The organism is Streptomyces sp. NPDC041814 (genome assembly GCF_055590565.1).
In genome coordinates this window covers 1-26,329 of the sequence record NZ_JBVJAM010000022.1, presented here as the reverse complement: position 1 = coordinate 26,329, position 26,329 = coordinate 1, and the positions used below count along the sequence as shown (strand labels likewise).

Sequence of the window (26,329 nt, the reverse complement as noted above, 5' to 3'; positions counted from 1 at the left end):
CTCTCGTATTCGAAATGCGCAGCCAGTCGCGGGCGCGGCTCAGGGCGGACAGGTCCCGACAAGAAAAATACGCCTCATGCTCCCAGAGGGGAGCATCTCAGATGACCGGAGGGCGGCCCAGCCTGGTCAGTCGCCACACCGTACGCCACTTCATCGGGCGGCGCGGTCCGCAGGGCGTCCGCCAGCCTTCCCGGAACCCGCCGAACCACGCCTTCAGCGCCTCGCCGGACGGCCTGCGCAGCAGGGTCAGCAGCATCCACACCCCGAGGTAGACCGGGACGAGGGGCGCGGGGAGGTTGCGCCGGGCCAGCCAGACCCGGTTGCGGGCAACCATGCGGTGGTAGACGGCATGGCGGGACGGAGCCGTGGCGGGGTGGTGCAGCACCATGTCCGCGCGGTAGTCGATCAGCCAGCCGGCGTCCAGCGCCCGCCAGGCGAGGTCCGTCTCCTCGTGCGCGTAGAAGAAGTCGCCCGGCAGCGGGCCGACCTCGGCCAGCACCCGGGTGCGCACCGCGTTGGCGCCGCCCAGGAACGTCGTCACGCGGGACGAGCGCATCGGGTCGGCGGCGCGCAGCCGGGGCACGTGCCGGCGCTGGGTGACGCCGGTCTCCGGGTCCGCGATGCGGAAGCTGATGATGCCGAGCCGGGGGTCCTCGGCGAACGCCTTGCGGCACAGCTCCGCGGTGTCGGTGAGGGGCAGCAGCCCGTCGTCGTCCAGGAAGAGCAGGGCGTCCACGTCGGCGCCGGAGGGCCCGAACGCCTCGATGCCGACGTTCCGGCCGCCGGGGATGCCGAGGTTCTCGGGCAGCTCGACGGTGCGGACGCCCGGGGGGACGTCCGGAACGGGCGAGCCGTTGCCGACGACGACCACCTCGATCCGGTCGCCCTCCTGGGCGGCGACCGAATCGAGCAGGGCGCGCAGCTCGGCCGGGCGGTTGCCCATGGTGATGATGACCGCGCCGAGTTTCATGGGTGTACTCACTTCAGCCTGCTCGATGCCAGGACCGACACGAGGTGCAGCAGGGTCTGGAGCAGGGCGATGCCCGCCAGGACCGCGACCGCGAGACGGCTGAAGAAGAAGTCGTCCCGCACCTCGTCCAGGACGGCCGCGACCAGGATGACCAGGGACGCCTCGACGCACAGGATGAGCCGGTGGAACTTGAGCGCGCCGGCCGCCCGGCGGGCGAACGCCATGCCGGAGGAGCGCGGCTCGGAGGCGGACTCCTTGACCGGCGGCAGTCCGCCCTGGTGGCGGGCGACGCCGACCAGGTCCGTCTCGGCCTTGATCAGGATCGCGCCGAGCGCGGCGAGCGTGCCGAGGAAGGCCCAGAGCCAGTCGATGCGGCCGGTGCCCCACAGATCGGCGGCGCGCAGGCCGAAGCCGACGAGGACGGCCGCGTCGCAGAGGTAGGCGCCGACCCGGTCGAGGTAGACGCCGCCCAGCGAGAACTGCTTCTTCCAGCGCGCGATCTCGCCGTCCACGCAGTCGAGCAGCAGGTACAGCTGGACCATGACGACGCCGAGCACCGCGCCCCAGATGCCCGGGACGAGCAGCGCGGGGGCGGCCAGCACACCGGCCAGCGTCATCAGGTAGGTCAGCTGGTTGGGCGTGACCTTGGTGTTCACCAGGTACCGGTCGATGCGCAGGGAGACCTCGCGCATGTATATCCGGCCCGCCCAGTGTTCACCGCTGCGCCGGTCCTTGACGCCCGGCGGGTGAACGACCGGGCGGAGTTCAGCTACTGATGGTCTTGGCATAGTCGGCGTACGCGTCCCTGATCTGGTCGGTGGAGAGGCTGAGGTGTTCCAGGACCGTGAAGCGTCCCGGGCGGGTCTGGGGCGCGTACTCGACGGCCTGGACGAATTCGTCGGCGGTGAATCCGATCTCCTCGGGCGTGACCGGCAGGCCGTGCCTGCGCAGTACGTCGGCGAAGAGGCCGGACTCGTCCACGGCCCCGCGCAGGTGCATGGCGAAGGCGGCACCGAGGCCGACCTGCTCGCCGTGGCTGGCGGCCCGCTTCGGGAAGAGCAGGTCGAACGCGTGGCTGATCTCGTGGCAGGCGCCGGACGAGGGCCGGGTGTCGCCGCTGATCGAGATGGCGATGCCGGAGAGCACCAGCGACTCGGCGAGGACGGTGAGGAACTCGTCGTCGGCGACGGTGCCGGGGTGGCGCAGGACGGCTTCGCCGGCGGTACGGGCCATGGCGGCGGCGAGTCCGTCGATCTGTTCACCGTTGACCTGGTGCGAGAGCTCCCAGTCGGCGATGGCGGAGATGTTGGAGATCGCGTCGCCGATGCCGGAGCGCACGAAGCGGTCGGGGGCGGTACGGATCACCGACAGGTCGATCACCATGGCGATGGGCATGGGGACGCCGTAGGAGCCCCGGCCGTTGTCGTTGTCCAGGGTGGCGACGGGCGAGCAGAGGCCGTCGTGGGCGAGGTTCGTGGCGACCGAGACCAGCGGCAGGCCGACCCGGGCCGCGGCGTACTTCGCGACATCGATGATCTTGCCGCCGCCGAGGCCGACCACGGCGTCGTAGCGCTTGCCCTTGATGTCGTCGGCCAGCTGCACCGCGGCGTCGATGTTGCCGCCGGCGACGCAGTACCAGTCGGCGCCCGGCAGGGCCGGGGCCAGCTTCTCGCGCAGGGCGAGCCCGGAGCCGCCGCTGATCGCGATGGCGAGCTTGCCGGAGGCGGAGATCCGCTGATCGGCGAGGAGACCGGCCAGGTCGTGCATGGCACCCCGGCTGATGTCCACGAAGACCGGGGACGGGATGAGTCGGGTCAGTACCGGCACGCGATCTCCCGGCCCTTCGCGAGGTCGTCGTGGTTGTCGATCTCGACCCAGCTCACGTCACCGATGGGGGCGACGTCCACGGTGAAGCCCCGGTTGACGAGCTCCTGGTAGCCGTCCTCGTAGTAGAGGTCCGGGTCACGCTCGAAGGTGGCCTTCAGTGCGTCGGCCAGCTCCTCGGCGGCCCCGGCCTCGATGAGGGTGACGCCGATGTACTCACCGGTGGCCTCGGCCGGGTCCATCAGCTTGGTGATCCGGCGGACGCCCTTGCCGTCCTCGGCGACGACCTTCATCTCCTCGTCGGCGAGGTTCTTCACGGTGTCGAGGGCGAGGATGATCTTCTTGCCGTCACCGCGGGCGGCCAGCAGGGTCTTCTCGACGGAGACCGGGTGCACGGTGTCGCCGTTGGCGAGGAGCACGCCGCGCTTCAGCTCCTCACGGGCGCACCACAGGGAGTAGGCGTTGTTCCACTCCTCGGCCTTGTCGTTGTCCACGAGAGTGAGCTTCAGGCCGTAGGTGGCCTCCAGCTCCTCCTTGCGGGCGTAGACGGCCTCCTTGCGGTAGCCGACGACGATCGCGACCTCGGTGAGCCCGATTTCGGCGAAGTTGGCCAGCGTGAGGTCGAGGATCGTCTTGTCGCCGTCGACCGGCACGAGCGCCTTGGGCAGGGTGTCGGTGTAGGGGCGCAGGCGCCGTCCTGCGCCGGCTGCCAGTACGAGGCCGATCATGCGGGTTCTCCTTCGTCGTGAACGGCGGGCGCCCCGGAGGACACCCAGAAGCGGATGGACTCCACCAGCACGATCACTGCCACGGCCACGGCGAGCACGGTGAGCGCCGTGGTGAAACCGGAGGCTCCGGTGAGTGCGGCGGCGAGCACGGCCACGACCAGGGTCCGACCCTCGTGTCCGCCGATCGTGCGCACCAGCCACTGGGGCGGGGCGCCGGTGCCGCCTCGGATGCGGTACACCGTGTCGTAGTGATGGTAGGCGACGGCCGAGACCAGTCCGAAGGCCGCGGGGAGCGCCCCGTCGATGTCGCTGCGGGCGGCCAGGATCAGGACCGTGCAGTACTCGGCGGCCCGGAAGACCGGGGGCACGAGCCAGTCGAGTGCGCCCTTGAGGGGGCGGGCCACGGCTACGCCGGAGCAGACCGCGTAGAAGACGGCGGCGATGATCGTCTGGCGGCTGCCGAAGGGCTGCTGGAGCGCGGTGGCGATCAGTGCCCCGGTGCCGACGAGGGCGACCGCGGGGGCGAGCCAGGCACCGCCGGCCTTCGGGCCCCGGGCCGCGATCAGCTGGGCGATCGGGCCGGAGTCCGCGAGGTCGGCGAGGGCCTGGGCGGCACGGTCGGTGCGCCGGGCCTTGCGGGTCAGGGAGCGCAGGAGGCGGCCCGCGGTGGTGTAGCAGGCGGCGAAGGCGCAGCCGATGAGCAGGGCGTAGAAGACGATGCGCGGGGTGGTGACGGCGGTGAGGACGGCGATCATCGCCCAGCGCTCGCCGATCGGGAGCACGATCATGCGGCGCAGCCAGACCGTCCAGCCGACGCTGTCGAGCTTGTCGGAGAGGGCGGCCGTGGGGCTGCTGTTCGCCACCGCGTCGTGGTTGGCCTCGTTGAACGAGAAGTCGATGATGTGGCGGCAGGACTGGAGGACCATCGCGCCGAGCGCCAGCGCCCAGACGTCGTCGCCGTTGCGGGCGGCGCCGAGGGCGAGGCCCGCGTAGTAGGCGTACTCCTTGGCGCGGTCGAAGGTGGCGTCCAGCCAGGCGCCCATCGTGGAGTACTGGAGCGAGTAGCGGGCGAGCTGCCCGTCGGTGCAGTCCAGGACGAAGGAGAACAGGAGCAGGATGCCCGCCGCGACGTAGCCGCCCCGGGTGCCGGTCGCCGCGCAGCCGGCCGCTATCAGCGCGGTGAGCAGGGACGCGGTGGTGACCTGGTTCGGGGTGAGCCCCCGGCGCGCGCACCAGCGGGCGATGTAGCGCGAGTACGGGCTGATGAAGTGGGTGGTGAAGAAGCCGTCGCGGGCCTTCACCGCGCTGCGCAGCCGGACCGCCTCGTCGTCCACGGCCTCGACGTCCGACCGGGCGGCGGCGCGGCCGGTCTCGTCGGTGGGCACGGTGGCGACGAGCGAGCCCAGCTCGGGGCGCTGCACCTCGGTGCCCCCGGCCTCCATGGCCGCCGCGAGCCTGCCGGGGACCGTGCGGTCGGTGACCGTGGCGGTGCCGCCCGCGGGCACTCCGGCGCCGACCGCGTCGGTGGTGGCGCGCAGGGCTCCGAGCAGGGCGGGGCGTGCCTCGGCCTGTGCGGTGAGGGCGCCGGGCACGGTCGCCGCGGGGAAGCGGGGGTCGGTCAGCGCGAGCCGCAGGGCGTGGCGGTGGCCGACGAAGCGGGGGTCGACCAGGGCGACGCGGTGGGCCGCCGGGACGGCGGCAAGCAGGGTGGCCGCTTCGGTGACGTCGGCGGCTGCCCGGACGTCGAAGCCCAGCGACCGCAGATCGTCCTCCAGTGACGATCCGGGCAGCGGAGCACCTGTGAGAATGGCGGTCGACAGACGAACTCACTCCTTGGGTGCTGACACGGATCGGCACGCGACAGTGCGGCCAGAAGCGGCCGGCGGCATGTCGGCAGAGGCTATCGGATGAACGGAAGCGCGAGTTCACTGCCCGTTCGCGCCCCGTTCCGGGTCGGGCCGGACCACGCGCTCTGTCCGCGATCATCATTGTCGATGGCCGCCCCGCCTGACAAAGCCGGGTGGCGCTCCACCGTGAAAGCGCCCTGACCTGCACACGTTTCCGCAGGTCAGAGCCAATGACAACGGTGTTCAGTGCCGTGTTTGCCCGATACCCCCCACCCGTAGTTGACTGGCAGTGCCCCGGGCCGGAAGCCCGGGTCCGCGAGACGACCGGGAGGCGTCCCCATGGGGGCAGGGCACGATCACGGACATGCGCACGGGCCGGCGCTCACCGGCACGGCGGCCGCCGCGCACCGGGGGCGGCTGCGCATCGCGCTCGGCATCACCCTGGCCGTCACGGTCATGGAGATCGTCGGTGGTGTGCTGTCCGGCTCCCTGGCGCTGATCGCCGACGCGGCCCACATGGCGACCGACGCGCTCGGGCTGGGCCTGGCGCTGCTGGCGATCCATTTCGCGAACCGGCCGGCCGGCCCGAACCGCACCTTCGGCTACGCCCGGGCGGAGATCCTGGCGGCCCTGGCCAACTGCTGCCTGTTGCTCGGGGTGGGCGGTTATCTGCTCTTCGAGGCCGTGGAGCGCTTCATCGACCCGACGGAGACCCGGGGCGGGCTCACGATCGCCTTCGCCCTGGTGGGTCTCGTCGCGAACGCGGTGTCGCTGTCGCTGCTGACGCGTGGGCAGCAGGAGAGCCTCAATGTCCGCGGCGCCTATCTGGAGGTGCTGGCGGACACGCTGGGCTCGGTGACCGTGCTGGTCTCGGCGGGCATCGTCATGGCGACCGGCTGGCAGGCGGCGGACCCCATCGCTTCGCTGGTCATCGGGCTCATGATCGTCCCGCGCGCGGTGCGGCTGCTGCGCGAGACGCTGAACGTGCTCCTGGAGGCGGCGCCCCCGGGCGTCGACATGGGCGAGGTACGCGACCACATCACGGCGCTGCCCGGCGTGCTGGACGTCCACGATCTGCACGCCTGGACGATCACCTCGGGGATGCCGGTGCTCTCCGCCCATGTGGTGGTGCAGCAGGACCTGCTCGACTCGATCGGCCACGAGAAGCTCCTGCACGAACTGCAGGGCTGCCTCGGCGACCACTTCGACGTGGAGCACTGCACCTTCCAGCTGGAGCCGAGCGGGCACGCGGAGCACGAGGCGAGGCTCTGCCACTGAGCCCCGGATCCGCGTGCGGTCCGAGGTGTAGGGTTTCGCGGACGTGCAAGAACCGGCCTGCCGGCCGGTGCCCGCCCACCCGAGGGTCCCCACGTTGACCGACATGACCTGGACCGTCCGTCCCGAGACGCGGGACGACTTCCCCGCCGTGCGCGCCGTGAACGCCGCCGCGTTCCCGACGGAGGCGGAGGCCGCACTGGTGGAATCGCTGCGTGCGGATCCCGACGCCTGGATGCCCGGCCTCTCGTACGTCGCCGAGTCGCCCGACGGCTCCCTCGCCGCGTTCGCCCTGCTGACCCGCTGCCGGGTGGGTGGCGCGCCCGCCCTCGCTCTGGCGCCGGTCGCCACCGCGCCGGAGTACCAGCGCCGCGGCGCCGGATCGGCCGTGGTGCGGGGTCTGCTGGAGGTGGCGCGGGAGTACGGGGAGCCGCTGGTGCTGGTCCTCGGGCACCCCGAGTACTACCCGAGGTTCGGTTTCGTCCCGGCCTCGCGGTACGGAATCCGGCCGTCCTTCGAGGTTCCGGACGAGGCCATGATGGCACTGGTGCTCGATGATTCCGCGCCGGTCCCGACGGGCACGATTGAGTATCCGGCCGCCTTCGGGGTCTGAGAAACCGGCCATGGCCGGACGGACATGCCAGGACCCTAAGTACGGACAAGCCGCTTTTGTACGGCAGACTTGAGCAGACTCGACGGGACCGGCTGCACGGGGCCGGGACCACAGCGAAGGATGGGTATGCCGACCACACCAGTCACCGCGGCGAACACCTCGTCGAACGGCACAGCGGAAGCGATCATGCTCGAACTGGTCGATGAGAACGGCATCACCATCGGCACGGCGGAGAAGCTCGCCGCCCATCAGGCGCCCGGCCAGTTGCACCGTGCCTTCTCCGTGTTCCTCTTCGACGAGCAGGGCCGGCTGCTGCTCCAGCAGCGTGCTCTGGGCAAGTACCACTCCCCCGGCGTCTGGTCCAACACGTGCTGCGGCCACCCCTACCCGGGCGAGGCGCCCTTCGCCGCAGCCGCCCGGCGTACGCACGAGGAGCTGGGGATCTCGCCCTCGCTGCTGGCCGAGGCGGGCACCGTCCGCTACAACCACCCGGACCCGGCGTCGGGCCTGGTGGAGCAGGAGTTCAACCACCTCTTCGTGGGCCTCGCGCAGGAGCGGCTGCGGCCCGATCCGGAGGAGGTCGGCGGCACGGCCTTCGTGACGGCGGCGGAGCTGGACGAGCGGCATGCCCGGGAGCCGTTCTCCGCGTGGTTCATGACCGTGCTCGACGCCGCCCGGCCGGCGATCCGCGAGCTGACCGGGGACGGCGCCGGCTGGTAGGCCGGGTGCGGCGGGAGAGGTCAGAGGGCGGTGCTCAGCGGCAGGGCCGCCCAGATGACCTTGCCGCCGCCCGCGGTGTGCTCGACATCGCAGGTGCCGCCCGCTTCCCGGGTGATCTCGCGGACCAGCAGCAGGCCCCGGCCGCCGGTCTGCGCGTAGTCGGTCTCCAGGGCAGTCGGGCGGTACGGGTGGTTGTCCTCGACGGACACCCTGACCCAGTCCTCGCCCACCGCGACCTCCACGGCGAGTTCGGGCGAGAGCAGTGCGGCGTGCTTGACGGCGTTGGTGACCAGCTCGGAGACGATGAGCAGCAGGCCCTGGGCGATGTCGTCCTCGATCGGCACGTTCTGGCGCTTCAGCAGATCGCGTACGGCGTGCCGGGCCTGGGGTACGGAGACGTCCGAGGCCGGGGCGGTGAAGCGCCAGACCCCTTCGTACGGCACGGGCCGGGCGGGGGTGCTCCCGCGGCTCTCCATAGTCCGGTACCCGCTCTCCACTCGAAGTGACTTCACGTCGAGTACAGGGTGGCGGGCGAGGTTGCTTCGGTCCGCACTATTGAACAGAAGTCGACTCCTATTGACCGAACTCGACTTCATTCGCGCGAGAGTGTCAGCTTTCGGACCCCTTCTGACCGTCCCGAGTGAGCGCGTCCGTTCCTTCTCCCTTGTCCCCTCCTGGAGCCATCTGCTCGGAGACCATCGAGACGATGCGCCGCCCGCCGATCCCGACGGCGATGAGCCCGAGCCCGTCGAACAGCAGCGCGAGCGAGAAGAAGCAGCCGAGCACGTAGAGGCTGCTGTGCGGCCAGTCGAAGAGGACGAGCAGGCCGAGGAGCAGCCCGAAGGCGCCCTGGAGCAGCGTCCAGCCGAACTGCGGGCCGCGCACCACGACGCTGCCGACGAGCCGGAAGACCCCGCCGGTCAGGAAGAGCAGCGCGGCGAACATGGTCAGCGCCTCGGCGGTGCCGTGCGGGTGGCGGATGACGACGACACCGGCGGCGATGTTCAGTGCGGCGACCACGACCCCCAGCCAGAAGTAGCTGGTACCGCGCGACTGGACGGCGTGCATCAGGCCGACCAGTCCGCCGATCAGCAGCAGCCAGCCGAAAAGGATCATCGAGGTGAGCGTCGCCACGCCGGTGTAGACGAGGCCGATCAGGCCGGCGACGACGAGCAGGATGCCGAGCAGGGCCAGACCGCCGAAGCTGCGGTGGAGCTTCCTGCCTTCGCGTTCGGGACCGTCCACGTGGGGCTCCTCGGGTGTGCCTGTTTCACGACCCCTTCCTGATCGTAGGTTCGGCCCCCACGGATAGCATCCGGCCATGGACCGTACGGAACCCCGGCTGGAGCACACCGTCGCGGACGGCGTCGCCACCGTCGTCATCAGCAACCCGGCCAAGCGCAACGCGATGACGGCGGCCATGTGGGAGGCGCTGCCGGTCCTGCTCGACCAGCTGGCCGCGGATGCTTCCGTGCGCGCCCTGGTCCTGACGGGCGCGGGCGACACCTTCTGCGCGGGCGCCGACATCTCCTCGCTGAGGGACCCCGGGAGCGACCCGCAGAGCCTGGCCGTGGCGGCGGAGGAGGCGCTGGCCGCGTTCCCGCTGCCGACGCTCGCGGCGGTGCGCGGTTACTGCGTGGGCGGCGGGTGCCAGCTCGCCGCCGCCTGCGATCTGCGGTTCGCCTCGGAGGGCGCGCTGTTCGGGGTCACCCCGGCCAAGCTGGGCGTCGTCTACCCGGCGTCGTCCACCCGCCGCCTCGTCGCCCTCACGGGCCCGGCGACGGCCAAGCACCTGCTGTTCTCCGGTGAGCTGGTCGACACGGAGCGGGCGCTGCGGACGGGCCTGGTGGACGAGGTGCTGCCGGCGGACGGGCTGGACGAGCGGGTCGCCGCCTATGTACGCACCCTGGTGTCCCGGTCCCGGCTGACCCAGGCCGCCGCCAAGGAGTTCGCGGCCGGGCGCGAGGACCGGGACGCGCACTGGGCCGGGCAGGCGCGACGCGGCGGCGACACCGCGGAGGGGGTCGCCGCCTTCCTGGAACGCCGCACGCCCCGCTTCACCTGGGCGCCTACTGAAGGATGAAGCGGCTCCGGCCCCGCCACTGCTCGACCACGTCGGCCGGCGCCTTGTCCGGCGACCCCGCGTCGTAGGGCGGCTGGGGGTCGTACTCGGTGAGGAGCTGTACGGCCTGGGCGGTCCGGTCGCCCGCGATGCGGCCGAGCAGCGTGAGGCCCATGTCGATGCCGGACGAGACACCGGCGGCGGTGACGTACTTGCCGTCGAAGACCACGCGCTCGCCGGTGGGCTCGACGCCGTGCTCCCTGAGCGTGTCCAGGGCGAGCCAGTGCGAGGTGGCGCGCCGCCCCTTCAGCAGCCCGGCCGCCGCCAGCAGCAGCGATCCGGTGCAGACGGAGGTCGTCCAGGTACTGGCCTCGTCCACGCGGCGCAGCCATCCGAGCAGGTTCTCGTTCTCCATCTGGTGGTGCTGCCCGGGGCCGCCGGGCACGACCACCAGGTCGGGGGCGGGGACCTCGTCGAACGTCCGGTGCGCGACCAGGTCGAGGCTGCCGTTGTCGTTGCGTACGGCGCCCGCCCGTTCGGCGACGAAGACGGTCTCGGCGCCCGGGGTGCGGGACAGGATCTCGTAGGTGCCGACGGCGTCGAGCGCGGTGAAGCGGTCGAAGAGGGCGATGGCGATCTGCATGGTCTTCCTGTCTCTCGGGTGGTTCAGGAGTGGTCTGCGGTGTGTGAGCCGAAGCGGCGGCGGTACTCGGCCGGGCCCGCTCCGAGTGCCTTGACGAAGGCCCGGCGCATCGCCTCCGGGGTGCCGTAGCCGCAGCTGCGGGCGATTCCGGCGACCCCGTCGGTGGTGTCCTCCAGGAGCCGGCGGGCCTGTTCGAGGCGGACCCGGTCGACGTACCGGCCGGGCGTGGTGCCCGTCTCCGCCTGGAAGGCGCGGGCGAAGTGGCGGGGCGAGAGGCGGGCGCGGGCGGCCAGGGCCTCGACGGAGAGGTCGGCGGCGGGGTGCTCGGTGATCCAGTGCTGCACCTCGCGCAGCGGTTCGCGGCGCGCCGTCTGGGCGCTGAGCTGCGCGCTGAACTGGGACTGGCTGCCCGGTCTGCGCAGGAAGACGACCAGGTGCCGGGCGACCGCGAGGGCGACGTCCCGTCCGTGGTCCTCCTCGACCAGGGCCAGCGCGAGGTCGATGCCCGCGGTGACCCCGGCGGAGGTGGCGATCCTGCCGTCGCGTACGAAGATCGGCTCCGGGTCGACCTCGACGGCGGGGTGCTCGCGGGCCAGCTTCTCGCACACGTTCCAGTGCGTCGTCGCCCGGTGCCCGTCCAACTGTCCGGCCGCCGCGAGCAGCAGGGCCCCGCTGCATACGGAGACCAGCCGCTCCGGCAGCGGCCCGTGCGCGCGGAGCCAGTGGACGAGCGCGGGGTCGGGTTTCCGGGTGCCCGCGCCGCCGGGGACGAGGAGGGTGTGGGGCGTCGGCGCGTCGGCGAGGCTGCCGTCGGGGACCAGGGTGAGGCCGCAGGAGGAGCGGACCGGGGCGCCGTCCAGCGAGGCGGTGCGCAGCCCGTACGAGGCGTCCGGGAAGCGGGAGGCCCCGGCGAAGACCTCCATGGGCCCGGTGACGTCGAGGCTCTGGATGCCGTCGAAGAGGACGACGAGCACGGATCGCTGCTTCATGTCCGCCATCCTGGGCGGCCCCCGAGGTGGCCGCAATGACGGGTTCCCCTCCTTTTCTGCCATCGCCACCCGCGGCACAGCTCACGTGGTTCCAGGGGTTCCTGCCCGTACCAACCAGTCGGTAACGTGCGGGTATGAGTACTCTCCCGCCCCGGGCCGGCCGGCGCTGCCACAACGCCCTGAACCCGCTGCACTCCTCGCTCTACTTCTCCCCCGACCTCGGCAAGGAGCTCGGCGGGATCGGAATTGAGGATTCCACCTCCGCCTACTTCGCCACCCGCGCCGCCGCCATGGGCGCGGTCGGGGCGGAGACGGTGACCGCGACCTTCTACAACTTCAACCATGCGCTCGTGGCCCAGCACGTGCCCGCGGTCTGGGACATCGCCTCACCCGCGAAGGTCCTGGACGCGCGGCTGCGGGCCGCCGACGCGACGCTGCGCCGCCTGCTCGGTGAGGAGATCATCGCCTCGCCCGAGATGGCCGAGGCCGCGCAGCTCGCCCTGCGCGCGACGGAGGGCTGCACCCGGCACGCCCGGCCGCTGTACGCCGCGCACGCGGGTCTGCCGGTGCCCGACGAACCGCACCTGGCGTACTGGCACGCGGCGGCGCTGCTCCGCGAGCACCGGGGCGACGCCCACCTCGCCGCGCTCCTCACGGCGGAGCTCGATCCGCTCGAAGCGCTGGTCAGCCACACCGCGACGGGCAAGGGCATGGCCATCCGCTGGATCCTGGCCAGCCGGGGCTGGCGGCGCGCCGACTGGGAGGACGCGTCGGAGCGGCTGCGCGGACGCGGGCTGCTCACGGCGGAGGGTGAGCTCACCGAGGCGGGCGCCGAGCTGCGCAAGGGCCTGGAGGAGACCACGGACCGGATGGACCTGGGGCCGTACGAGCACCTGGGCGGGGCGGGTGTGGCCCGGCTGACCGAGCTGGGGCGCGGCTTCCTCGCCACGGCCGCGGCGGCGGGCGCCTTCCCGGCGAGCGCGACGGGCTGACCCGCAAAAACCGCGGCCTCTCCCTGGGGTGGCCGGGCGACACGGCGCCCGGCCACCCGGCACAATGCAGGGCGTGTGGCTCCGGGAGCGTCCCAGCGGCGGACCCGGGCCCGACCAGCACAGCCAGCAGGAGAAGGCGAGTCGGTAGAACCGTGACGACGTCCATCGAAGGCAGGATCGCCGAGGAGCTCGGCGTACGCGAGCGACAGGTGAAGGCGGCCGTCGAGCTGCTCGACGGCGGATCCACCGTGCCGTTCATCGCGCGCTACCGCAAGGAAGCGACCGAGATGCTCGACGACGCGCAGCTGCGCACGCTTGAGGAACGGCTGCGGTATCTGCGGGAGCTGGAGGAGCGCCGGACGGCGGTCCTCGAATCCGTGCGGGAGCAGGGCAAGCTGGACGAGGCGCTGGAGGCGCAGATCCGGGCCGCCGACACGAAGGCGCGGCTGGAGGACATCTACCTCCCGTTCAAGCCGAAACGACGGACGAAGGCGCAGATCGCCCGGGAAGCCGGTCTCGAACCGCTCGCCTCCGGCCTGCTGGACGACCCGTCGGTCGAACCGCTCGCGGCCGCTGCGGCGTTCGTGGACGCGGACAAGGGCGTCGCGGACCCGGCGGCGGCCCTGGAGGGCGCCCGCGCCATCCTCACGGAACGGTTCTCGGAGGACGCGGACCTGATCGGCGAGCTGCGCGAACGCATGTGGACGCGCGGGCGGCTGGTGGCCCGGGTGCGGGCCGGCAAGGAGGAGGCGGGCGCCAAGTTCGCGGACTACTTCGACTTCGCCGAGCCGTTCACCGCGCTGCCCTCGCACCGGGTCCTCGCGATGCTCCGGGGCGAGAAGGAGGACGTGCTCGACCTGGTCCTGGAGCCCGAGGAGCCGTCCGGGACACCCGGCCCGTCCTCGTACGAGAACATGGTCGCCCGGCGCTTCGGCGTGGCCGACCGGGGGCGCCCCGGCGACAAGTGGCTGGCCGACACCGTGCGGTGGGCGTGGCGGACCCGGATCCTGGTGCACCTCGGCATCGACCTGCGGCTGCGGCTGCGTACGGCGGCGGAGGACGAGGCGGTACGCGTCTTCGCGTCGAACCTGCGCGACCTGCTGCTCGCCGCACCGGCCGGGACCCGGGCCACGCTGGGGCTCGACCCCGGTTTCCGTACCGGGGTGAAGGTCGCCGTCGTGGACGCGACGGGCAAGGTCGTCGCGACCGACGTCATCCACCCGCACGTCCCGGCCAACAAGTGGGACCAGTCGCTCGCCACGCTGGAACGGCTGGCCCGGGAGCACCGGGTCGAGCTGATCGCCATCGGCAACGGCACGGCGTCCCGGGAGACCGACAAGCTCGCGGGTGAGCTGTGCGCGAAGCATCCTGAGCTGAAGCTGACCAAGGTGATGGTCTCGGAGGCGGGCGCCTCCGTGTACTCCGCCTCGGCGTTCGCCTCGCAGGAACTGCCCGGCATGGACGTGTCGTTGCGCGGCGCCGTCTCGATCGCGCGCCGGCTCCAGGATCCGCTGGCCGAGCTGGTGAAGATCGACCCGAAGTCGATCGGTGTCGGGCAGTACCAGCACGACCTGTCCGAGGTGAAGCTCTCGCGATCGCTGGACGCGGTCGTGGAGGACTGCGTGAACGGGGTCGGCGTGGACGTCAACACCGCGTCCGCGCCGCTGCTCTCCCGGGTCTCCGGCATCGGCTCGGGGCTCGCCGAGAACATCGTGGCGCACCGCGACGCGAACGGACCCTTCCGGTCCCGCAAGAGCCTGAAGGACGTGGCCCGGCTCGGTCCGAAGGCGTACGAGCAGTGCGCGGGCTTCCTCCGTATCCGCGGCGACGACCCGCTCGACGCGTCGAGCGTGCACCCGGAGGCGTATCCGGTCGTGCGCGCGATGGTGAAGAAGACCGGCGGGGACGTGGCCGCGCTGATCGGCAACACGGGTGTCCTGCGGTCGTTGCGCGCCGACGACTTCGTGTCCGAGAAGTTCGGGCTGCCGACGGTGAGCGACATCCTGAAGGAGCTGGAGAAGCCCGGCCGCGACCCGCGTCCCGCCTTCAAGACCGCCACCTTCAAGGAGGGCGTCGAGAAGATCGGCGACCTGGCGGCCGGGATGGTGCTGGAGGGCGTCGTGACGAACGTCGCCGCGTTCGGGGCGTTCGTGGACATCGGGGTGCATCAGGACGGGCTGGTGCATGTGTCGGCGATGTCGCGGTCGTTCGTGAAGGACCCCCGGGACGTGGTGAAGCCGGGGGACGTGGTGCGGGTGAAGGTGATGGAGGTCGACATCCCGCGGAAGCGGATTTCGTTGACCCTGCGGCTGGACGATGAGCAGCCGGCCGGGGGCCGCGAGGCCTCTTCGGGGGGTGAGCGGGGCGGGCGGCCGCCTCGGCCTCGGCAAGGGGGCGGGGGTGGTGGCCGACAGTCCCGTGGCGGTGGGGGCCGGTCCGCGCCTGCGGCGGCTCCGGCGAGCGGGGCGATGGCCGATGCGTTGCGGCGGGCGGGGTTGTTGAAGGGCGAGTAGGGGGTGGGGGCGGGGTGCGGGTTCGTCGCGCCTGCGGCGGGTCTGTTCCCCACCCCGCCCCTTCCCGGAACCGGGGCTCCGCCCCGGACCCCGCGCCTCGAACGCCGGCGGGCTTGGTCTCGCGCCGGGACTTCGTGCCGGGGTGGGTTTTACGCAGCGGGGCTGAGGGTCAGGCCGTTCGACACCACGCGGCCCTCGTGCAGCACCGTGCGGTCCTCGCTCCGGTCCATGACCGCCGATGTCACGGTCTCGCCCGCGAGCAGGAGCAGGTCCGCCCGCGCGCCCACCGTCACGCCCGGGCGGTCCGTCGTGGAGGCCAGGCGGGGCGGTCCTCCCTGGAGGATGGACGCGCCGCCCATCGTGGCCACGGCCACGGCGTGTTCGATCAGGTCGTCCGCGCGGTAGCCGTTCGTGAAGGCCAGCTGCCAGGTGCGGTCCAGCATGTCGCCGTTGCCGTACGGGGACCAGAAGTCGCGCTGGCCGTCCTCGCCCAGGCCCACCCGGACGCCCGCGGCGGTCAGGTCGGCCAGGGGCAGCGAGTGGTGGCGGGCGGGGGCCACGGTCGCCATCGCGATGTCGAGTTCGGCGAACTCCTCGATCAGGCGGCGCGTCGTCGCCTCGCTCACCGAGCCCAGGTCGTAGGCGTGCGAGAGGGTCACCCGGCCCGCCATGTCCAGGGCGCGCACCCGCTCCAGGATCAGGTCGACGCTGAACACCCCGAGCGCGCCCGGCTCGTGGAGGTGGATGTCGACCGGGGCATGGTGGCGCTCGGCGAGGCCGAAGACGATGTCGAGATGGCGTACCGGATCGCGGTCCAGGGTGCACGGGTCGATGCCGCCGACCACGGCGGCGCCGGAGGCCAGGGCCCGGTCCATCAGTTCCGGCACGCCCTTCTCGCGGAGCAGACCCGCCTGCGGGAACGCCATGATCTCGACCTCGCACCGCCCGGCGTGCGCCTCCTTCGCCGCGAGGACGCCCTCGAACCGCTCAAGGCCGCAGTCCGCGTCGATCTGCGCGTAGCTCCGTACGCGGGTGGTGCCGCGCTCGATCATCCGGCCCAGCGTGTACGTGGCCCGGCGGGCGGTGTCCCACTCGTCCTCGCGCCAGTGCTCGCGGTCGTTCAGCATCATGCCCCAGACGCCTGGTGCGCCCGCGTGCGGACGGAAGGGCAGGCCCATCCGCGTGGAGTCCAGGTGGCAGTGGACGTCCGAGAACGAGGGCAGGGCGAGCCGTCCCTCGCCGGCCAGCGTGTCGTCCGTGGCGGCCCGGGCCGGGTCGTGCGGGGTGATCGCGGTGATCACACCGTCCTCGACGATGAGGTCGCTGGGCTCTCCGCCCCACGGACGGACGTCGCTGATCAGCATGTGGCGCATCTCCTGTGCGGGTGTGTGGGGTGGTGTCATTCGGGCGGGAGGATTCCGGACAACGCCGTCAACGAGGGCTCCCGCCCCCGTTCGATGTGCGCGTACGCGAGTGCCGCGGCCAAATCCGGCTTGCCCGCGTGGATCGCGGCGCAGATGTCCCGGTGCTCGGCGCACTGGACGCGGGGGTCACGGCCCCCGGTGAGGCTGAACAGCCACTGCACCAGGCCGAGCGAGGGCTGGAGCGCGTCCCGGAGCAGCCGGTTGCCGGTCATCGCGACGATCTCCGCGTGCAGGGCGGTGTTGGCCGCCGGGATGTCCGCCGCGTCGCCCCGCGCGGTGGCGGCCTCCGCCGCCTCCATCGCCGCCCGCAACGGCTCCCCGTCTCCCCCGGCCGCGCGTGCCTCCGCGGCCCTGCGGGCGGCGAAGACCTCCAGGCTGAGGCGGAGGTCGAAGAGCTCGGCGACGTCCCGCAGCGAGAGGTCGCGTACGGAGGCGCCCCGGCGCGGCTCCAAGACGACCAGGCCCTCGCCGGTCAGGCGGGTGAGCGCCTCGCGGACCGGGATGCGGGAGACCCCCAGGCTCTCGGAGAGCTCGCGTTCGCGCAGGCGTGAGCCGGGCGGGTGCGCGCCGGACAGGATGCCGGCGCGGATCGCCCGCTCGGCGTGGTCGGCGTGCGAGGCGGCGAGGTCGCCCGCTTGGGTCATCACCAGGAAACCGTAGCACTTGGTATGCCAAGTGCTACGGCTGCCGTGATCGATCAGGGATTGTCCCGAGTCGGATCGACCTTGAATCTTCCTTTGGTATGCCAGATGCGGTCAGACCTCTGTTACGCGGCCCTCCGACACCTCGATCCGGCGTGTCGTGCGGACCGCTTCCAGCATCCGGCGGTCGTGCGTGACCAGGAGCAGCGTGCCGGTGTACGAGTCGAGCGCCGACTCCAGCTGCTCGATGGCCGGGAGGTCCAGGTGGTTCGTGGGCTCGTCCAGCACCAAAAGGTTGACGCCCCGGCCCTGGAGCAGGGCGAGCGCCGCCCGGGTGCGCTCCCCCGGCGAGAGTGTCGTCGCCGGACGCATCACGTGGTCCGCCCGCAGTCCGAACTTGGCGAGCAGCGTGCGTACGTCGGCGGGCTCGGTCTCCGGGACCGCCGCGCAGAACGCTTCGAGCAGCGTCTCCGAGCCGTGGAAGAGCTTGCGCGCCTGGTCCACCTCGCCGACCACCACGCCGGAGCCCAGGCTCGCGTGCCCCGAGTCCAGCGGGAGGCGGCCGAGCAGTGCGGCCAGCAGGGTCGACTTGCCGGAGCCGTTGGCGCCCGTGATGGCGACCCGGTCCGCCCAGTCGATCTGGAGCGAGGCGGGGCCGAACACGAAGCCGCCGCGGACCACGCGGGCCTCGCGGAGGGTAGCGACGACCGAGCCGGAGCGGGGCGCGGAGGCGATCTCCATGCGCAGCTCCCACTCCTTGCGGGGCTCCTCCACCACGTCGAGCCGTTCGATCATGCGCTGCGTCTGCCGGGCCTTCGCGGCCTGCTTCTCGCTGGACTCGCTGCGGAACTTACGGCCGATCTTGTCGGAGTCGGTCGCCTTGCGGCGGGCGTTCTTGACACCCTTGTCCATCCAGGAGCGCTGCATCAGGGCGCGGCTCTCCAGCGCCGAGCGCTTGTCGGAGTACTCCTCGAACTCCTCGCGGGCGTGCCGCCGGGCGCGCTCCCGCTCCTCCAGGTAGGCCGCGTAGCCACCGCCGTACAGGTTGATCTGCTGCTGGGCCAGGTCGAGTTCGAGGACCTTGGTGACCGTCCGCATCAGGAACTCGCGGTCGTGGCTGATGACGACGGTGCCGGAGCGCAGCCCGGAGACGTACTTCTCCAGGCGTTCCAGGCCGTCCAGGTCCAGGTCGTTGGTGGGCTCGTCCAGCAGGAAGACGTCGTAGCGCGACAGCAGGAGCGAGGCGAGTCCGGCACGGGCCGCCTGGCCGCCGGAGAGCGCGGTCATCGGCAGGTCGAGGCCGACGGTGAGGCCGAGTTCGGCGGCGGTCTCCTCGGCGCGCTCGTCCAGGTCCGCGCCGCCGAGGGAAAGCCAGCGCTCCAGGGACTCGGAGTACGCGTCGTCCGCGCCGGGAGCGCCTTCGACCAGGGCCTCCGTGGCGGCGTCCATGGCGGTCTGGGCCTCGGCGACGCCGGTCCGGCGGGCCAGGAACTCCCGTACGGTCTCGCCGGGGCGCCGCTCGGGCTCCTGGGGCAGGTGGCCGACGGTGGCGGTGGGCGGGGAGAGCCGCAGCTCCCCCTCCTCCGGCCGGTCGAGGCCGGCGAGCAGCCGGAGCAGGGACGATTTTCCGGCGCCGTTGACTCCGACGAGACCGATCACGTCGCCGGGGGCGACCACGAGGTCGAGCCCGGCGAACAGCGTGCGGTCGCCGTGTCCGGCGGCGAGATCCTTGGCGACGAGAGTGGCAGTCATCAGGGTGCAGATCCTAATGTGCCGGGGGCGGCCTGCCGGGCGGCCCAGGCTTCGAGGACCGGGAGGCGGCAGTGGTGGCGGACGTGATCGTGGTGGGCGGTGGGGTCAGCGGACTCACCACGGCGAAGGTGCTGGCCGAGCGCGGCCACCGGGTGCGGGTGTGGTCACGGGAACCCGCCGGCGACACGACGTCGGCCGTGGCGGGCGCCCTGTGGTGGCCGTACCGGATCGAGCCGCTGGACCGCGTCGGCGACTGGTCGCTGGCCGCGCTGCGGTGGTACGAGGAGCTGGCCGTACGCCCGGAGGAGACCGGCGTACGTCTGGTGGAAGGGCTCCACCGGGGTGAGCGCCTGGCGCACCTCGGGCCGTGGGCCGGGGAGCTGAAGGGCGCCTTGGAGACCGCCGAGGGTCTGCGGTGCCGGCTGCCGCTGATCGACATGCCGGCGCACCTGGCCTGGCTGGAGGACCGGGTGCGGGCGGCCGGGGGCGCGGTCGAGCGCCGCACGGTCACCTCGTTCGCCGAGGCCGCCGCGGAGGCGGGGACGGTGGTCAACTGCGCCGGCCTCGGCGCCCGCGACCTGGTCCCGGACGCCGGGGTGCGCCCGGTGCGCGGGCAGCTGGTCCTGGTCGAGAACCCGGGGATACGGGAGTGGTTCACGGAGGCCGACCCGGCGTCGAGCGAGACCACGTACTTCTTCCCGCAGCCCGGCCGCCTGGTGCTGGGCGGCACGGCGGTGGCCGACGACTGGAGCCCGGCGCCCGATCCCCGTACGGCGGAGGAGATCGTGGCGCGGTGCGCCCGGGTCCGGCCGGAGATCGCCGAGGCGAAGGTCATCGGCCACCGCGTGGGCCTCCGCCCGGCCCGCGACGCGGGGGTCCGCATCGAGACGGAGGCCCTGCCCGGCGGCGCCCGGCTGGTGCACAACTACGGACACGGGGGCGCGGGCGTCACGGTGGCACTGGGCTGCGCGCGGGAGGCGGCGCGGCTGGTGGGGTAGGCCCCGGCGCGGCCCGGCGGGGAGGCCGCCGGGCCGCCCGGCATCATGCCGGGCCGGCACCCCCCGGTTTGTCGCCGCCGTGGCGTTCCGTGGTGATCTGGCTGCCGCCCGGGCCGATACGGATCTCGAAGTCGCCGTCGTACTTGGCGTGGCCCTCGATGACGGCCGACTCCACGGCCTCCACTCCGAACTCGCGGCGCACGATCAGGGGGTCCTGCCGCAGGTCGCGCAACAGGGCCACGCACATGCCGATCATGACGATCGTGAAGGGCGCCGCGACCAGGATGGTCAGGTTCTGGAGGCCTGCCAGTGCGTCGCCCTTGCCGTTGCCGATGAGGAGCATGATGGCGGCGACGGCACCGGTGACGACGCCCCAGAAGATGACGACCCACTTGGCGGGCTCCAGGATGCCCTTCTGGGACAGGGTGCCCATCACGATGGACGCCGCGTCCGCGCCGGAGACGAAGAAGATGCCGACGAGGACCATCACCAGGATGCTCATCAGCGTGGCGACGGGGAACTGCTGGAGTACGCCGAAGAGCTGCGCCTCCTGCGTGTCGGCGCCGCCCAGCTCGCCTGCCTCCTGGAGCTTGATGGCGGTGCCGCCGAAGATGGCGAACCAGATCAGGCTGACGGTGCTGGGCACCAGGATGACGCCGCCGATGAACTGGCGGATGGTGCGGCCCTTGCTGATGCGGGCGATGAACATGCCGACGAAGGGCGTCCAGGAGATCCACCAGGCCCAGTAGAAGACGGTCCAGCTTCCGAGCCAGTCGGCGACCTCGCCCTCACCGGTGGCCTCGGTGCGGCCCGCGAGTTGCGGGAGGTCGCCGAAGTAGGAGGCGATCGAGGTGGGCACGAGGTCGAGCACGATGATCGTGGGTCCCGCGATGAAGACGAACACGGCCAGGATCAGGGCGAGCACCATGTTGATGTTGGACAGCCACTGGATGCCCTTCTCGACACCGGAGACCGCCGAGGCGATGAACGCGACGGTCAGCACGGCGATGATCAGGACGAGCAGACCGGTGCCGGTCTTCTCCTTCCAGTCCAGTTCGTGGAAGCCGCTGCCGATCTGGAGGGCGCCGAGGCCCAGCGAGGCGGCCGAGCCGAAGAGGGTCGCGAAGATGGCCAGGATGTCGATGAACCGGCCGAGGCCGCCGTGGGCGTGGCGGGGGCCGATCAGCGGCTCGAAGACGGCGCTGATGGTCTGCCGCCTGCGCCGCCGGAACGTGCTGTACGCGATGCCGAGGCCGACCACCGCGTAGATCGCCCACGGATGCAGCGTCCAGTGGAACAGGGTGGTGGCCATCGCCGTCTGCATCGCCTCGGCCGCGTCGGCGGGGCGGGTGCCGGGCGGCGGGTCGGTGAAGTGGGCCAGCGGCTCGCTGACCCCGTAGAACATCAGGCCGATGCCCATACCGGCGCTGAACATCATCGCGACCCAGGAGACCGTGCGGAACTCCGGCTCCTCGTCCTCCTGGCCGAGCGTGATGTTTCCGTACCGGCTGATCGCGAGCCACAGGGCGAAGACCACGAATCCGGAGGCGGCCAGCATGAAGGCCCAACCGCCGTTGTGGATAAGGCCGTTGAGGGCCTTGTCGGAGACGTCCTCCAGCGAGTCGGTGGCGGTGGCCCCCCAGATGACGAAGGCCAGGGTGAGGCCGGCCGTGACGCCGAACACCACCCGGTCGGTGACGGGGCGCCGGTTCTGGCCCGGGTCGCCGGGGAGGTCGGCCGTCACCGGCACGTCCCCTCTGCCGCCCGTTCTCTGATCGTCCTGCGACACGAATGGCACCTTTCACGGAAACTGACAAATCGCTCTCCGTAGGCAGTACCACACCCAAAGCACATCTTTCGGGATCAACAAGCGGTATCGGGTTGACCGTTTGTGAGGTGATATGCGGCTCCGGGGTCCAGCAGGAGCGGGATCAGCTTCCGGGCCGGCTGCCGCAGGGGTACGTAGGCCCCGGCGCCGTCGGACCGGGAGGTGACGGCGTGCAGCGCCAGTTCGTCCCGGACACGCGCGAACTGCCCGGCCGCGAGGCGGTAGCCGCAGGGCGGGTCGGTGAGGGTGTCGCCCGGCGCCGGGGCCTCGTCGTCCGAGCCCCCGAGGAACACCGGGCCCCGGTCCTCGGCCCCCGCCGCCCGGGAGGCCGCGGTGGCGGCGGCGATGCCCGCCCGCTGCTCGTCCGCGTACCGGAAGAGCGCCTTGAGGGCCACGAGTTGCGAGGTCACGCGGCGGCGGGCGGCGAGGGCGGGGTCGGCGCGCTCCTCGGCGGAGAGCGCGTCCGTACGGGATTCGGCCAGCAGTCCGACCGCGTGGGTGAGGCCCGCGAGGTTGCGCAGGATGCGCTCCTGGCCGTCCCCGGCGGCCCGCTTGACCGGGTGGCCGGTGGCCGGGTCGGTCCAGACGCCGTACAGACCGGTGCCGAACCCGGCCCGCTCGACGGCGGGCCGCACCCGGTCCAGTGCCAGGGCCCGCGCCTCGTCGTGCAGCCGCTCGTCGGTGTTGGGGTTGCGGGGCCAGAGGACGAGCAGGTCCTTGTCGTAGTACGGCGCGGTCGCGGCGTACTCGTGCAAGTCCTCGATCACATCGGGCTCGTGGTCACGCAGTACGGCGGCGACGGCACGGGCCTCCGGGCTGCGCAGGGCCAGGTGGTCGCGGTTGATGTCCACGCCGTCGCCGTTGGCCCTGCTCCCCGCCGCGAGGCCGTCGGGATTGGCGGTGGGCACGACCAGGATCTCGGTCCGGGCGAGGAGGGCGCGGGTGCGGGCGTCGGTGGCGTACGCGAGGTCCCGGACCGTGCTCAGGCATGCCTCGCGCGCGGCGGGCTCGTCGCCGTGCTGGCCGCAGACCAGGAGCACGGTGAGCGCGTCGGGGTCGGCGCTGCCGATCCGGACGAGGCGCAGGGGGCGGCCCCGGGCCGTGGTGCCGATCCGCCGCACGGAGACCCGGTCGCCGCGCCGGGCGAGGCCCGCGAGCAGGGACGCCTCCTCCGTCTGCCGGGTCCAGCGCGCCCCGTCGGAGAGCTCGAAGCCGGTACGGGGCACGGCGGTGCGGGCGGCGTCCGAGGGGACGGTGAGCAGGGGGACGGTCAGGGCGGCGGCCACGACCGCCAGGGCGAGATCGCGGGCACGGCCACGCCGGGGCAGCCGCCGTCCCCCGGCCGTCGGCGCGATCGGCATGGCGGGAAGGTACTGCGGTGGCGTCCCGGGGGATAGCCCCGTGCACGGCGGTTTCCCGGAAACGGGCAGGAAGCTCCGGCCCGTTGGCCCCGGTCCCGCCCCACCCGGGCCGGGACTAGGCTGGCGGGGCCGGCCGGCCGGCCGGACCCGATGTGCCACAGAGGAGCGCCCCTTGCCCGGTCCGTCCCCCGATGCCCCGCTCCACGCACGTCCCACGCTCGAAGCGGTGGCGGCCCGTGCCGGAGTATCGCGGGCGACGGCCTCGCGGGTGGTGAACGGCGGCGCGGGCGTCCGGCAGCCGCTCGTGGACCAGGTGCGCAAGGCGGTCGAGGAGCTGGGGTACATCCCGAACCACGCGGCGCGCACCCTGGTGACCCGGCGCAACGGGGCGGTGGCCGTGATCATCGACGAGCCCGAGGTGCGGATCTTCTCCGACCCGTTCTTCTCCCAGCACATCCGCGGCATCAGCCGCGAACTGAACGCGCACGACGCCCAGTTGGTACTTCTCCTGGTGGAGGGCCGGGGCGACTTCGAGCGGGTCAGCCGCTATCTGGGCGGCGGGCACGTCGACGGAGTGCTGGCCTTCTCGCTGCATACCGACGACGAACTCCCGGCCGCCATAAGGCGTTTCCGCGTCCCGGCGGTCTACGGCGGCAGGCCGGGGCGGCCGGGCGCGCCGACCGACGCGGTGCCCTTCGTGGACTGCGACAACCGGGGTGGCGCCCGGAAGGCCGTACGCCATCTGGCCGCGCTCGGCCGCCGGAACATCGCGCACATCGCGGGCCCGCGCGACCAGACCTCGGCGCTGGACCGGATCGACGGCTATGCGGACATCCTGCCGGACGCCGACCCGGCGCTGCTCGCGGACGGCGACTTCACGGTGGAGGGCGGCGCCCGGGCCATGGCCGAGCTGTTGGAGCGGCGGCCGGACGTGGACGCGGTGTTCGCGGCGAACGACCTGATGGCGTCGGGTGCGCTGCGGGTGCTGCGGGAGCGGGGGCGGCGGGTGCCGCAGGACGTGGCGCTGGTCGGCTTCGACGACATGGAGTCGGTCGCCGAGGCGACGGACCCGCCGCTGACGACGATACGGCAGGACGTGGTGGGCATGGGCCGGCTGATGGTCCGGCTGCTGATGGAGCGGCTGGAGAACGGGGGCGCGGGGCCGGAGTCGGTGATCACGCCGACGCGACTGGTCCGCCGCGCCTCGGCCTGAGCCCGCCCGCGCGTCAGGGGGTGGTGGGTGCGGCCCCGGGCGCCGGTGCGCCGTTCCCGTTGCTCGCGCGGTGTCCCCTGCGCCGGTGTTGACGGCGCCCGTGAAACAAGTCAATAGTATTTGTAACTTTGACTCTCCGGAACAGACGTGCCGTCACATCGCTCCGGAACGGGCGCGCCGAAGCCGGGACACGGACAGGAGGGCGCACCATGGGCCGGTACAGCCGCCTGCGTGAGATCCGCCGGATGGATCCGGCGCGGGACTACGCCGAGATCCTTCGGCTGATCTCCCAGTACGAGTTCCCGTGGGACTACCGCCAGGGCGTGAGCGTGGCGTTCCTGCGTGATTACGGTGTCCCCCGGATCTCCGTGCTCCTCGACCGCACCCAGGAGTTCGAGCGCAACGGGCAGAAGCGGTACGACGACACGGTGCTGATCGGGTACGAGATGGCTGTCGAGGGCTTCGACTCGGAGCGGGGGCGGGCGGCGGCGCGGCATCTGAACCGCATCCACGGCAAGTACCGCATCGAGAACGACGACTTCCGGTATGTCCTGGCGACGACGGTCGTGGGGCCGAAGCGCTGGATCGACCGGTACGGCTGGCGCCCGCTCTGCGCGCAGGAGGTGCGGGCGCTGGCGGAGGCGGCACGCAAAACCGGGGAGATGATGGGCATCGCGGACCTGCCCGACACGTACGAGGGGTTCGAGCGGCTGCTCGACGCGTACGAGGAGCGGATGTTCGCGTACGACCCGGCGAACCGACGGGTGGCCAGTGCCACGTTCCGGGTGATGGCGAGCTGGTATCCGCGCCCGCTGCGGCCGTTCGTCGCCCGGTTCGCGCTGGCGCTGCTCGATGAGCCGCTGCTGAGGGCGCTGGGCTTCCGGCCGCAGCCCCGGTGGGTGCGGAGCTCGGCGTCGACGGCGCTGCGGCTGCGGGCGCGGTGCGTACGCGGGATGCCGGCCAGGCCCCGCCGCTTCCCGTCCCGGCCGCAGCCGCGTTCGTACCCCTTCGGCTGGCGGCTGGACGACCTCGGGCCGCACTGGGCGCGCAGCCGGCCGCTGGAACCGCTGCCGGACGAGGTCGCGGTCCGGCCGGGGCCCGCGGGCGGCTGAGGTGCCGGGGTCAGGCGGCGAGCAGGGGGACCAGGCAGCGGCGGGCGAAGTCGCGGACCTGGGTGTCGTCGTCCAGCTCGAAGCAGCTGACCGGGTTGAGGAGGAAGGAGACGGTGATCCGCACCATGAGCTCGGCGACGGGGGTCGGATCGGTCTCCGGCCCGCCCTCCAGCCGCCGGACCTCGCGCAGCCTGCCCGCCAGATAGCCGCGGATCGCGAGGAAGGCGGGGCCGCTGCCCACGGTCAGGAAGGGCAGCATGGTCTCCGGCTCCAGGCGCAGCAGCCCGCCGATGAGCGGGTGTTCGCGGATGTGCCGCAGCACCGCGACGAAGCCCTCGACCAGCCGGTCCTCGGGGGTGGGCAGCGCGGCGACGGCATCGTCCACCTCCTCCACGAACCTGCGGTACTCGCGCAGCAGGCACGCGGACACCAGGCTGTCCTTGTTGCCGATCCGCCGGTACACGGTCACCCGCGACACCCCGGCGCGCTTGGCCACGTCGTCCACGGTGGAGCGGCGCAGCCCGAAGGTCATGAACTGCTCGCGCGCGGCATCGAGGATCTGTTCGCCCAGCGCGTCGGCGGGCGCTCCGGGCCCCGCCTCTTCCCTGCCGCGTACCGCCATGAGCCCTCCCCGGTCCGCCCGCACACGCCGTAACAGAGTGACACGGGGTGTACTTCCGTACCAGGCCGGGGCGGGGGGGGCCCCCGGGGGGGGGGGGGCCCCCCCCCCCCGGGGGGGGGGGCGCGGGGGGCGCGGGGGCGGGGGGGGGGGGCCCCGGGGGGGGGGGGGGGGGGGGGTTGGGGGGGCGGGGTTGGGTGGCGGG

The 26,329-nt window shown here is 72.5% G+C and carries 25 protein-coding genes; 10 read left to right on the top strand and 15 right to left on the bottom strand.

Going from position 1 to position 26,329, the window contains the following annotated elements; all coding sequences use genetic code 11:
• Positions 1–97: 97 nt before the first annotated feature.
• From ACZ6C6_RS34755 to ACZ6C6_RS34735, 5 genes are read right to left on the bottom strand one after another with little or no spacing between them, the layout of a single operon-like run.
• Positions 98–970, bottom strand: a complete 873-nt coding sequence (locus ACZ6C6_RS34755) for a glycosyltransferase family 2 protein (RefSeq protein WP_191133919.1) — start codon at positions 968–970, stop codon at positions 98–100.
• Between the two features lie 8 nt (positions 971–978).
• The gene (locus tag ACZ6C6_RS34750) at positions 979–1,758 is read right to left on the bottom strand and encodes a CDP-alcohol phosphatidyltransferase family protein (RefSeq protein ID WP_073965688.1); all 780 of its coding nucleotides are present in this window, start codon (positions 1,756–1,758) and stop codon (positions 979–981) included.
• Entirely contained in the window at positions 1,736–2,797 is a 1,062-nt protein-coding gene (locus ACZ6C6_RS34745) for an iron-containing alcohol dehydrogenase family protein (protein ID WP_403986386.1), read from the bottom strand. Before ACZ6C6_RS34745 ends, ACZ6C6_RS34750 begins: the two co-directional genes overlap by 23 nt.
• Positions 2,785–3,522, bottom strand: coding sequence for a phosphocholine cytidylyltransferase family protein (locus ACZ6C6_RS34740; protein ID WP_469208826.1), 738 nt, complete (start codon positions 3,520–3,522; stop codon positions 2,785–2,787). Before ACZ6C6_RS34740 ends, ACZ6C6_RS34745 begins: the two co-directional genes overlap by 13 nt.
• Positions 3,519–5,228: a DUF5941 domain-containing protein gene (locus ACZ6C6_RS34735; RefSeq protein WP_469208845.1), complete on the bottom strand. Its 1,710-nt coding sequence runs from the start codon at positions 5,226–5,228 to the stop codon at positions 3,519–3,521. The genes ACZ6C6_RS34740 and ACZ6C6_RS34735 overlap by 4 nt, the downstream gene beginning before the upstream one ends.
• Between ACZ6C6_RS34735 and ACZ6C6_RS34730 the strand changes: the two genes are divergently transcribed.
• The 4 genes from ACZ6C6_RS34730 (at position 5,166) to idi (ending at position 7,977) form a co-directional block, all read left to right on the top strand.
• Entirely contained in the window at positions 5,166–5,300 is a 135-nt protein-coding gene (locus ACZ6C6_RS34730; protein ID WP_469208824.1) for a hypothetical protein, read from the top strand. The two genes, ACZ6C6_RS34735 and ACZ6C6_RS34730, sit on opposite strands and share 63 nt — an antisense overlap.
• Before the next feature lie 408 nt (positions 5,301–5,708).
• On the top strand, positions 5,709–6,647 hold the full coding sequence (locus ACZ6C6_RS34725) for a cation diffusion facilitator family transporter (RefSeq protein ID WP_469208822.1): 939 nt from the start codon (positions 5,709–5,711) through the stop codon (positions 6,645–6,647).
• A gap of 103 nt (positions 6,648–6,750) precedes the next feature.
• Positions 6,751–7,257, top strand: a complete 507-nt coding sequence (locus ACZ6C6_RS34720; protein ID WP_469208820.1) for a GNAT family N-acetyltransferase — start codon at positions 6,751–6,753, stop codon at positions 7,255–7,257.
• 126 nt (positions 7,258–7,383) lie between these two features.
• A complete protein-coding gene (gene idi, locus ACZ6C6_RS34715; RefSeq protein WP_469208819.1) occupies positions 7,384–7,977 on the top strand; it encodes an isopentenyl-diphosphate Delta-isomerase in 594 nt (197 codons plus the stop codon).
• 20 nt (positions 7,978–7,997) lie between these two features.
• Here the strand turns inward: idi and ACZ6C6_RS34710 are convergent, their stop codons facing one another.
• The gene (locus ACZ6C6_RS34710) at positions 7,998–8,453 is read right to left on the bottom strand and encodes an ATP-binding protein (protein ID WP_026171141.1); all 456 of its coding nucleotides are present in this window, start codon (positions 8,451–8,453) and stop codon (positions 7,998–8,000) included.
• Positions 8,454–8,586: 133 nt separating this feature from the next.
• Positions 8,587–9,222 carry an HdeD family acid-resistance protein gene (locus ACZ6C6_RS34705; protein WP_469208817.1) on the bottom strand — a complete coding sequence of 212 codons (636 nt, stop codon included), beginning with the start codon at positions 9,220–9,222 and terminating at the stop codon, positions 8,587–8,589.
• Positions 9,223–9,298: 76 nt separating this feature from the next.
• On the opposite strand from ACZ6C6_RS34705, the gene ACZ6C6_RS34700 reads away from it, so the two are divergent.
• Positions 9,299–10,060: an enoyl-CoA hydratase/isomerase family protein gene (locus ACZ6C6_RS34700; RefSeq protein ID WP_469208815.1), complete on the top strand. Its 762-nt coding sequence runs from the start codon at positions 9,299–9,301 to the stop codon at positions 10,058–10,060.
• On the opposite strand, the gene ACZ6C6_RS34695 is transcribed toward ACZ6C6_RS34700, so the two are convergent.
• Together ACZ6C6_RS34695 and ACZ6C6_RS34690 are read right to left on the bottom strand one after the other, a co-directional pair.
• Positions 10,047–10,682 carry a DJ-1/PfpI family protein gene (locus tag ACZ6C6_RS34695; RefSeq protein WP_469208813.1) on the bottom strand — a complete coding sequence of 212 codons (636 nt, stop codon included), beginning with the start codon at positions 10,680–10,682 and terminating at the stop codon, positions 10,047–10,049. The genes ACZ6C6_RS34700 and ACZ6C6_RS34695 overlap by 14 nt on opposite strands.
• Positions 10,683–10,705: 23 nt before the next feature.
• Positions 10,706–11,671, bottom strand: coding sequence for a GlxA family transcriptional regulator (locus tag ACZ6C6_RS34690; RefSeq protein ID WP_469208812.1), 966 nt, complete (start codon positions 11,669–11,671; stop codon positions 10,706–10,708).
• Positions 11,672–11,805: 134 nt separating this feature from the next.
• On the opposite strand from ACZ6C6_RS34690, the gene ACZ6C6_RS34685 reads away from it, so the two are divergent.
• Together ACZ6C6_RS34685 and ACZ6C6_RS34680 are read left to right on the top strand one after the other, a co-directional pair.
• Positions 11,806–12,663 carry an SCO6745 family protein gene (locus tag ACZ6C6_RS34685; protein ID WP_469208810.1) on the top strand — a complete coding sequence of 286 codons (858 nt, stop codon included), beginning with the start codon at positions 11,806–11,808 and terminating at the stop codon, positions 12,661–12,663.
• 152 nt (positions 12,664–12,815) lie between these two features.
• The gene (locus tag ACZ6C6_RS34680; RefSeq protein WP_469208808.1) at positions 12,816–15,176 is read left to right on the top strand and encodes a Tex family protein; all 2,361 of its coding nucleotides are present in this window, start codon (positions 12,816–12,818) and stop codon (positions 15,174–15,176) included.
• A gap of 149 nt (positions 15,177–15,325) precedes the next feature.
• On the opposite strand, the gene ACZ6C6_RS34675 is transcribed toward ACZ6C6_RS34680, so the two are convergent.
• The 3 genes from ACZ6C6_RS34675 to ACZ6C6_RS34665 all read right to left on the bottom strand — a co-directional run bounded on the left by ACZ6C6_RS34675 (position 15,326) and on the right by ACZ6C6_RS34665 (position 18,993).
• Positions 15,326–16,540: an amidohydrolase gene (locus tag ACZ6C6_RS34675; protein ID WP_469208806.1), complete on the bottom strand. Its 1,215-nt coding sequence runs from the start codon at positions 16,538–16,540 to the stop codon at positions 15,326–15,328.
• A gap of 35 nt (positions 16,541–16,575) precedes the next feature.
• Positions 16,576–17,244 carry a GntR family transcriptional regulator gene (locus ACZ6C6_RS34670; RefSeq protein ID WP_469208843.1) on the bottom strand — a complete coding sequence of 223 codons (669 nt, stop codon included), beginning with the start codon at positions 17,242–17,244 and terminating at the stop codon, positions 16,576–16,578.
• A 111-nt stretch (positions 17,245–17,355) separates the two neighbouring features.
• Entirely contained in the window at positions 17,356–18,993 is a 1,638-nt protein-coding gene (locus tag ACZ6C6_RS34665) for an ABC-F family ATP-binding cassette domain-containing protein (protein ID WP_469208804.1), read from the bottom strand.
• Between the two features lie 74 nt (positions 18,994–19,067).
• On the opposite strand from ACZ6C6_RS34665, the gene ACZ6C6_RS34660 reads away from it, so the two are divergent.
• Complete coding sequence (locus ACZ6C6_RS34660; RefSeq protein ID WP_469208841.1) at positions 19,068–19,991, top strand: FAD-dependent oxidoreductase; 924 nt, start codon at positions 19,068–19,070, stop codon at positions 19,989–19,991.
• Positions 19,992–20,034: 43 nt separating this feature from the next.
• Here the strand turns inward: ACZ6C6_RS34660 and ACZ6C6_RS34655 are convergent, their stop codons facing one another.
• Positions 20,035–21,780 carry a BCCT family transporter gene (locus ACZ6C6_RS34655; protein ID WP_469208802.1) on the bottom strand — a complete coding sequence of 582 codons (1,746 nt, stop codon included), beginning with the start codon at positions 21,778–21,780 and terminating at the stop codon, positions 20,035–20,037.
• 74 nt (positions 21,781–21,854) lie between these two features.
• Positions 21,855–23,180: a M14 family metallopeptidase gene (locus tag ACZ6C6_RS34650; RefSeq protein ID WP_469208800.1), complete on the bottom strand. Its 1,326-nt coding sequence runs from the start codon at positions 23,178–23,180 to the stop codon at positions 21,855–21,857.
• 172 nt (positions 23,181–23,352) lie between these two features.
• On the opposite strand from ACZ6C6_RS34650, the gene ACZ6C6_RS34645 reads away from it, so the two are divergent.
• Both ACZ6C6_RS34645 and ACZ6C6_RS34640 read left to right on the top strand, forming a co-directional pair.
• A complete protein-coding gene (locus ACZ6C6_RS34645; protein ID WP_469208798.1) occupies positions 23,353–24,393 on the top strand; it encodes a LacI family DNA-binding transcriptional regulator in 1,041 nt (346 codons plus the stop codon).
• 209 nt (positions 24,394–24,602) lie between these two features.
• Positions 24,603–25,505, top strand: a complete 903-nt coding sequence (locus ACZ6C6_RS34640; protein ID WP_469208796.1) for an oxygenase MpaB family protein — start codon at positions 24,603–24,605, stop codon at positions 25,503–25,505.
• Positions 25,506–25,515: 10 nt separating this feature from the next.
• Here the strand turns inward: ACZ6C6_RS34640 and ACZ6C6_RS34635 are convergent, their stop codons facing one another.
• Positions 25,516–26,127: a TetR/AcrR family transcriptional regulator gene (locus ACZ6C6_RS34635; RefSeq protein ID WP_469208794.1), complete on the bottom strand. Its 612-nt coding sequence runs from the start codon at positions 26,125–26,127 to the stop codon at positions 25,516–25,518.
• Between the last annotated feature and the right edge of the window lie 202 nt (positions 26,128–26,329).

Excerpts from the sequence above, each read along its gene's own strand:
- ACZ6C6_RS34755 (WP_191133919.1), bottom strand. The coding sequence starts at position 970 with ATGAAACTCGGCGCGGTCATCATCACCATGGGCAACCGCCCGGCCGAG.
- ACZ6C6_RS34750 (WP_073965688.1), bottom strand. The coding sequence starts at position 1,758 with ATGCCAAGACCATCAGTAGCTGAACTCCGCCCGGTCGTTCACCCGCCG.
- ACZ6C6_RS34740 (WP_469208826.1), bottom strand. The coding sequence starts at position 3,522 with ATGATCGGCCTCGTACTGGCAGCCGGCGCAGGACGGCGCCTGCGCCCC.
- ACZ6C6_RS34725 (WP_469208822.1), top strand. The coding sequence starts at position 5,709 with ATGGGGGCAGGGCACGATCACGGACATGCGCACGGGCCGGCGCTCACC.
- ACZ6C6_RS34720 (WP_469208820.1), top strand. The coding sequence starts at position 6,751 with ATGACCTGGACCGTCCGTCCCGAGACGCGGGACGACTTCCCCGCCGTG.
- idi (WP_469208819.1), top strand. The coding sequence starts at position 7,384 with ATGCCGACCACACCAGTCACCGCGGCGAACACCTCGTCGAACGGCACA.
- ACZ6C6_RS34710 (WP_026171141.1), bottom strand. The coding sequence starts at position 8,453 with ATGGAGAGCCGCGGGAGCACCCCCGCCCGGCCCGTGCCGTACGAAGGG.
- ACZ6C6_RS34700 (WP_469208815.1), top strand. The coding sequence starts at position 9,299 with ATGGACCGTACGGAACCCCGGCTGGAGCACACCGTCGCGGACGGCGTC.
- ACZ6C6_RS34695 (WP_469208813.1), bottom strand. The coding sequence starts at position 10,682 with ATGCAGATCGCCATCGCCCTCTTCGACCGCTTCACCGCGCTCGACGCC.
- ACZ6C6_RS34690 (WP_469208812.1), bottom strand. The coding sequence starts at position 11,671 with ATGAAGCAGCGATCCGTGCTCGTCGTCCTCTTCGACGGCATCCAGAGC.
- ACZ6C6_RS34685 (WP_469208810.1), top strand. The coding sequence starts at position 11,806 with ATGAGTACTCTCCCGCCCCGGGCCGGCCGGCGCTGCCACAACGCCCTG.
- ACZ6C6_RS34675 (WP_469208806.1), bottom strand. The coding sequence starts at position 16,540 with ATGCTGATCAGCGACGTCCGTCCGTGGGGCGGAGAGCCCAGCGACCTC.
- ACZ6C6_RS34670 (WP_469208843.1), bottom strand. The coding sequence starts at position 17,244 with ATGACCCAAGCGGGCGACCTCGCCGCCTCGCACGCCGACCACGCCGAG.
- ACZ6C6_RS34665 (WP_469208804.1), bottom strand. The coding sequence starts at position 18,993 with ATGACTGCCACTCTCGTCGCCAAGGATCTCGCCGCCGGACACGGCGAC.
- ACZ6C6_RS34650 (WP_469208800.1), bottom strand. The coding sequence starts at position 23,180 with ATGCCGATCGCGCCGACGGCCGGGGGACGGCGGCTGCCCCGGCGTGGC.
- ACZ6C6_RS34640 (WP_469208796.1), top strand. The coding sequence starts at position 24,603 with ATGGGCCGGTACAGCCGCCTGCGTGAGATCCGCCGGATGGATCCGGCG.
- ACZ6C6_RS34635 (WP_469208794.1), bottom strand. The coding sequence starts at position 26,127 with ATGGCGGTACGCGGCAGGGAAGAGGCGGGGCCCGGAGCGCCCGCCGAC.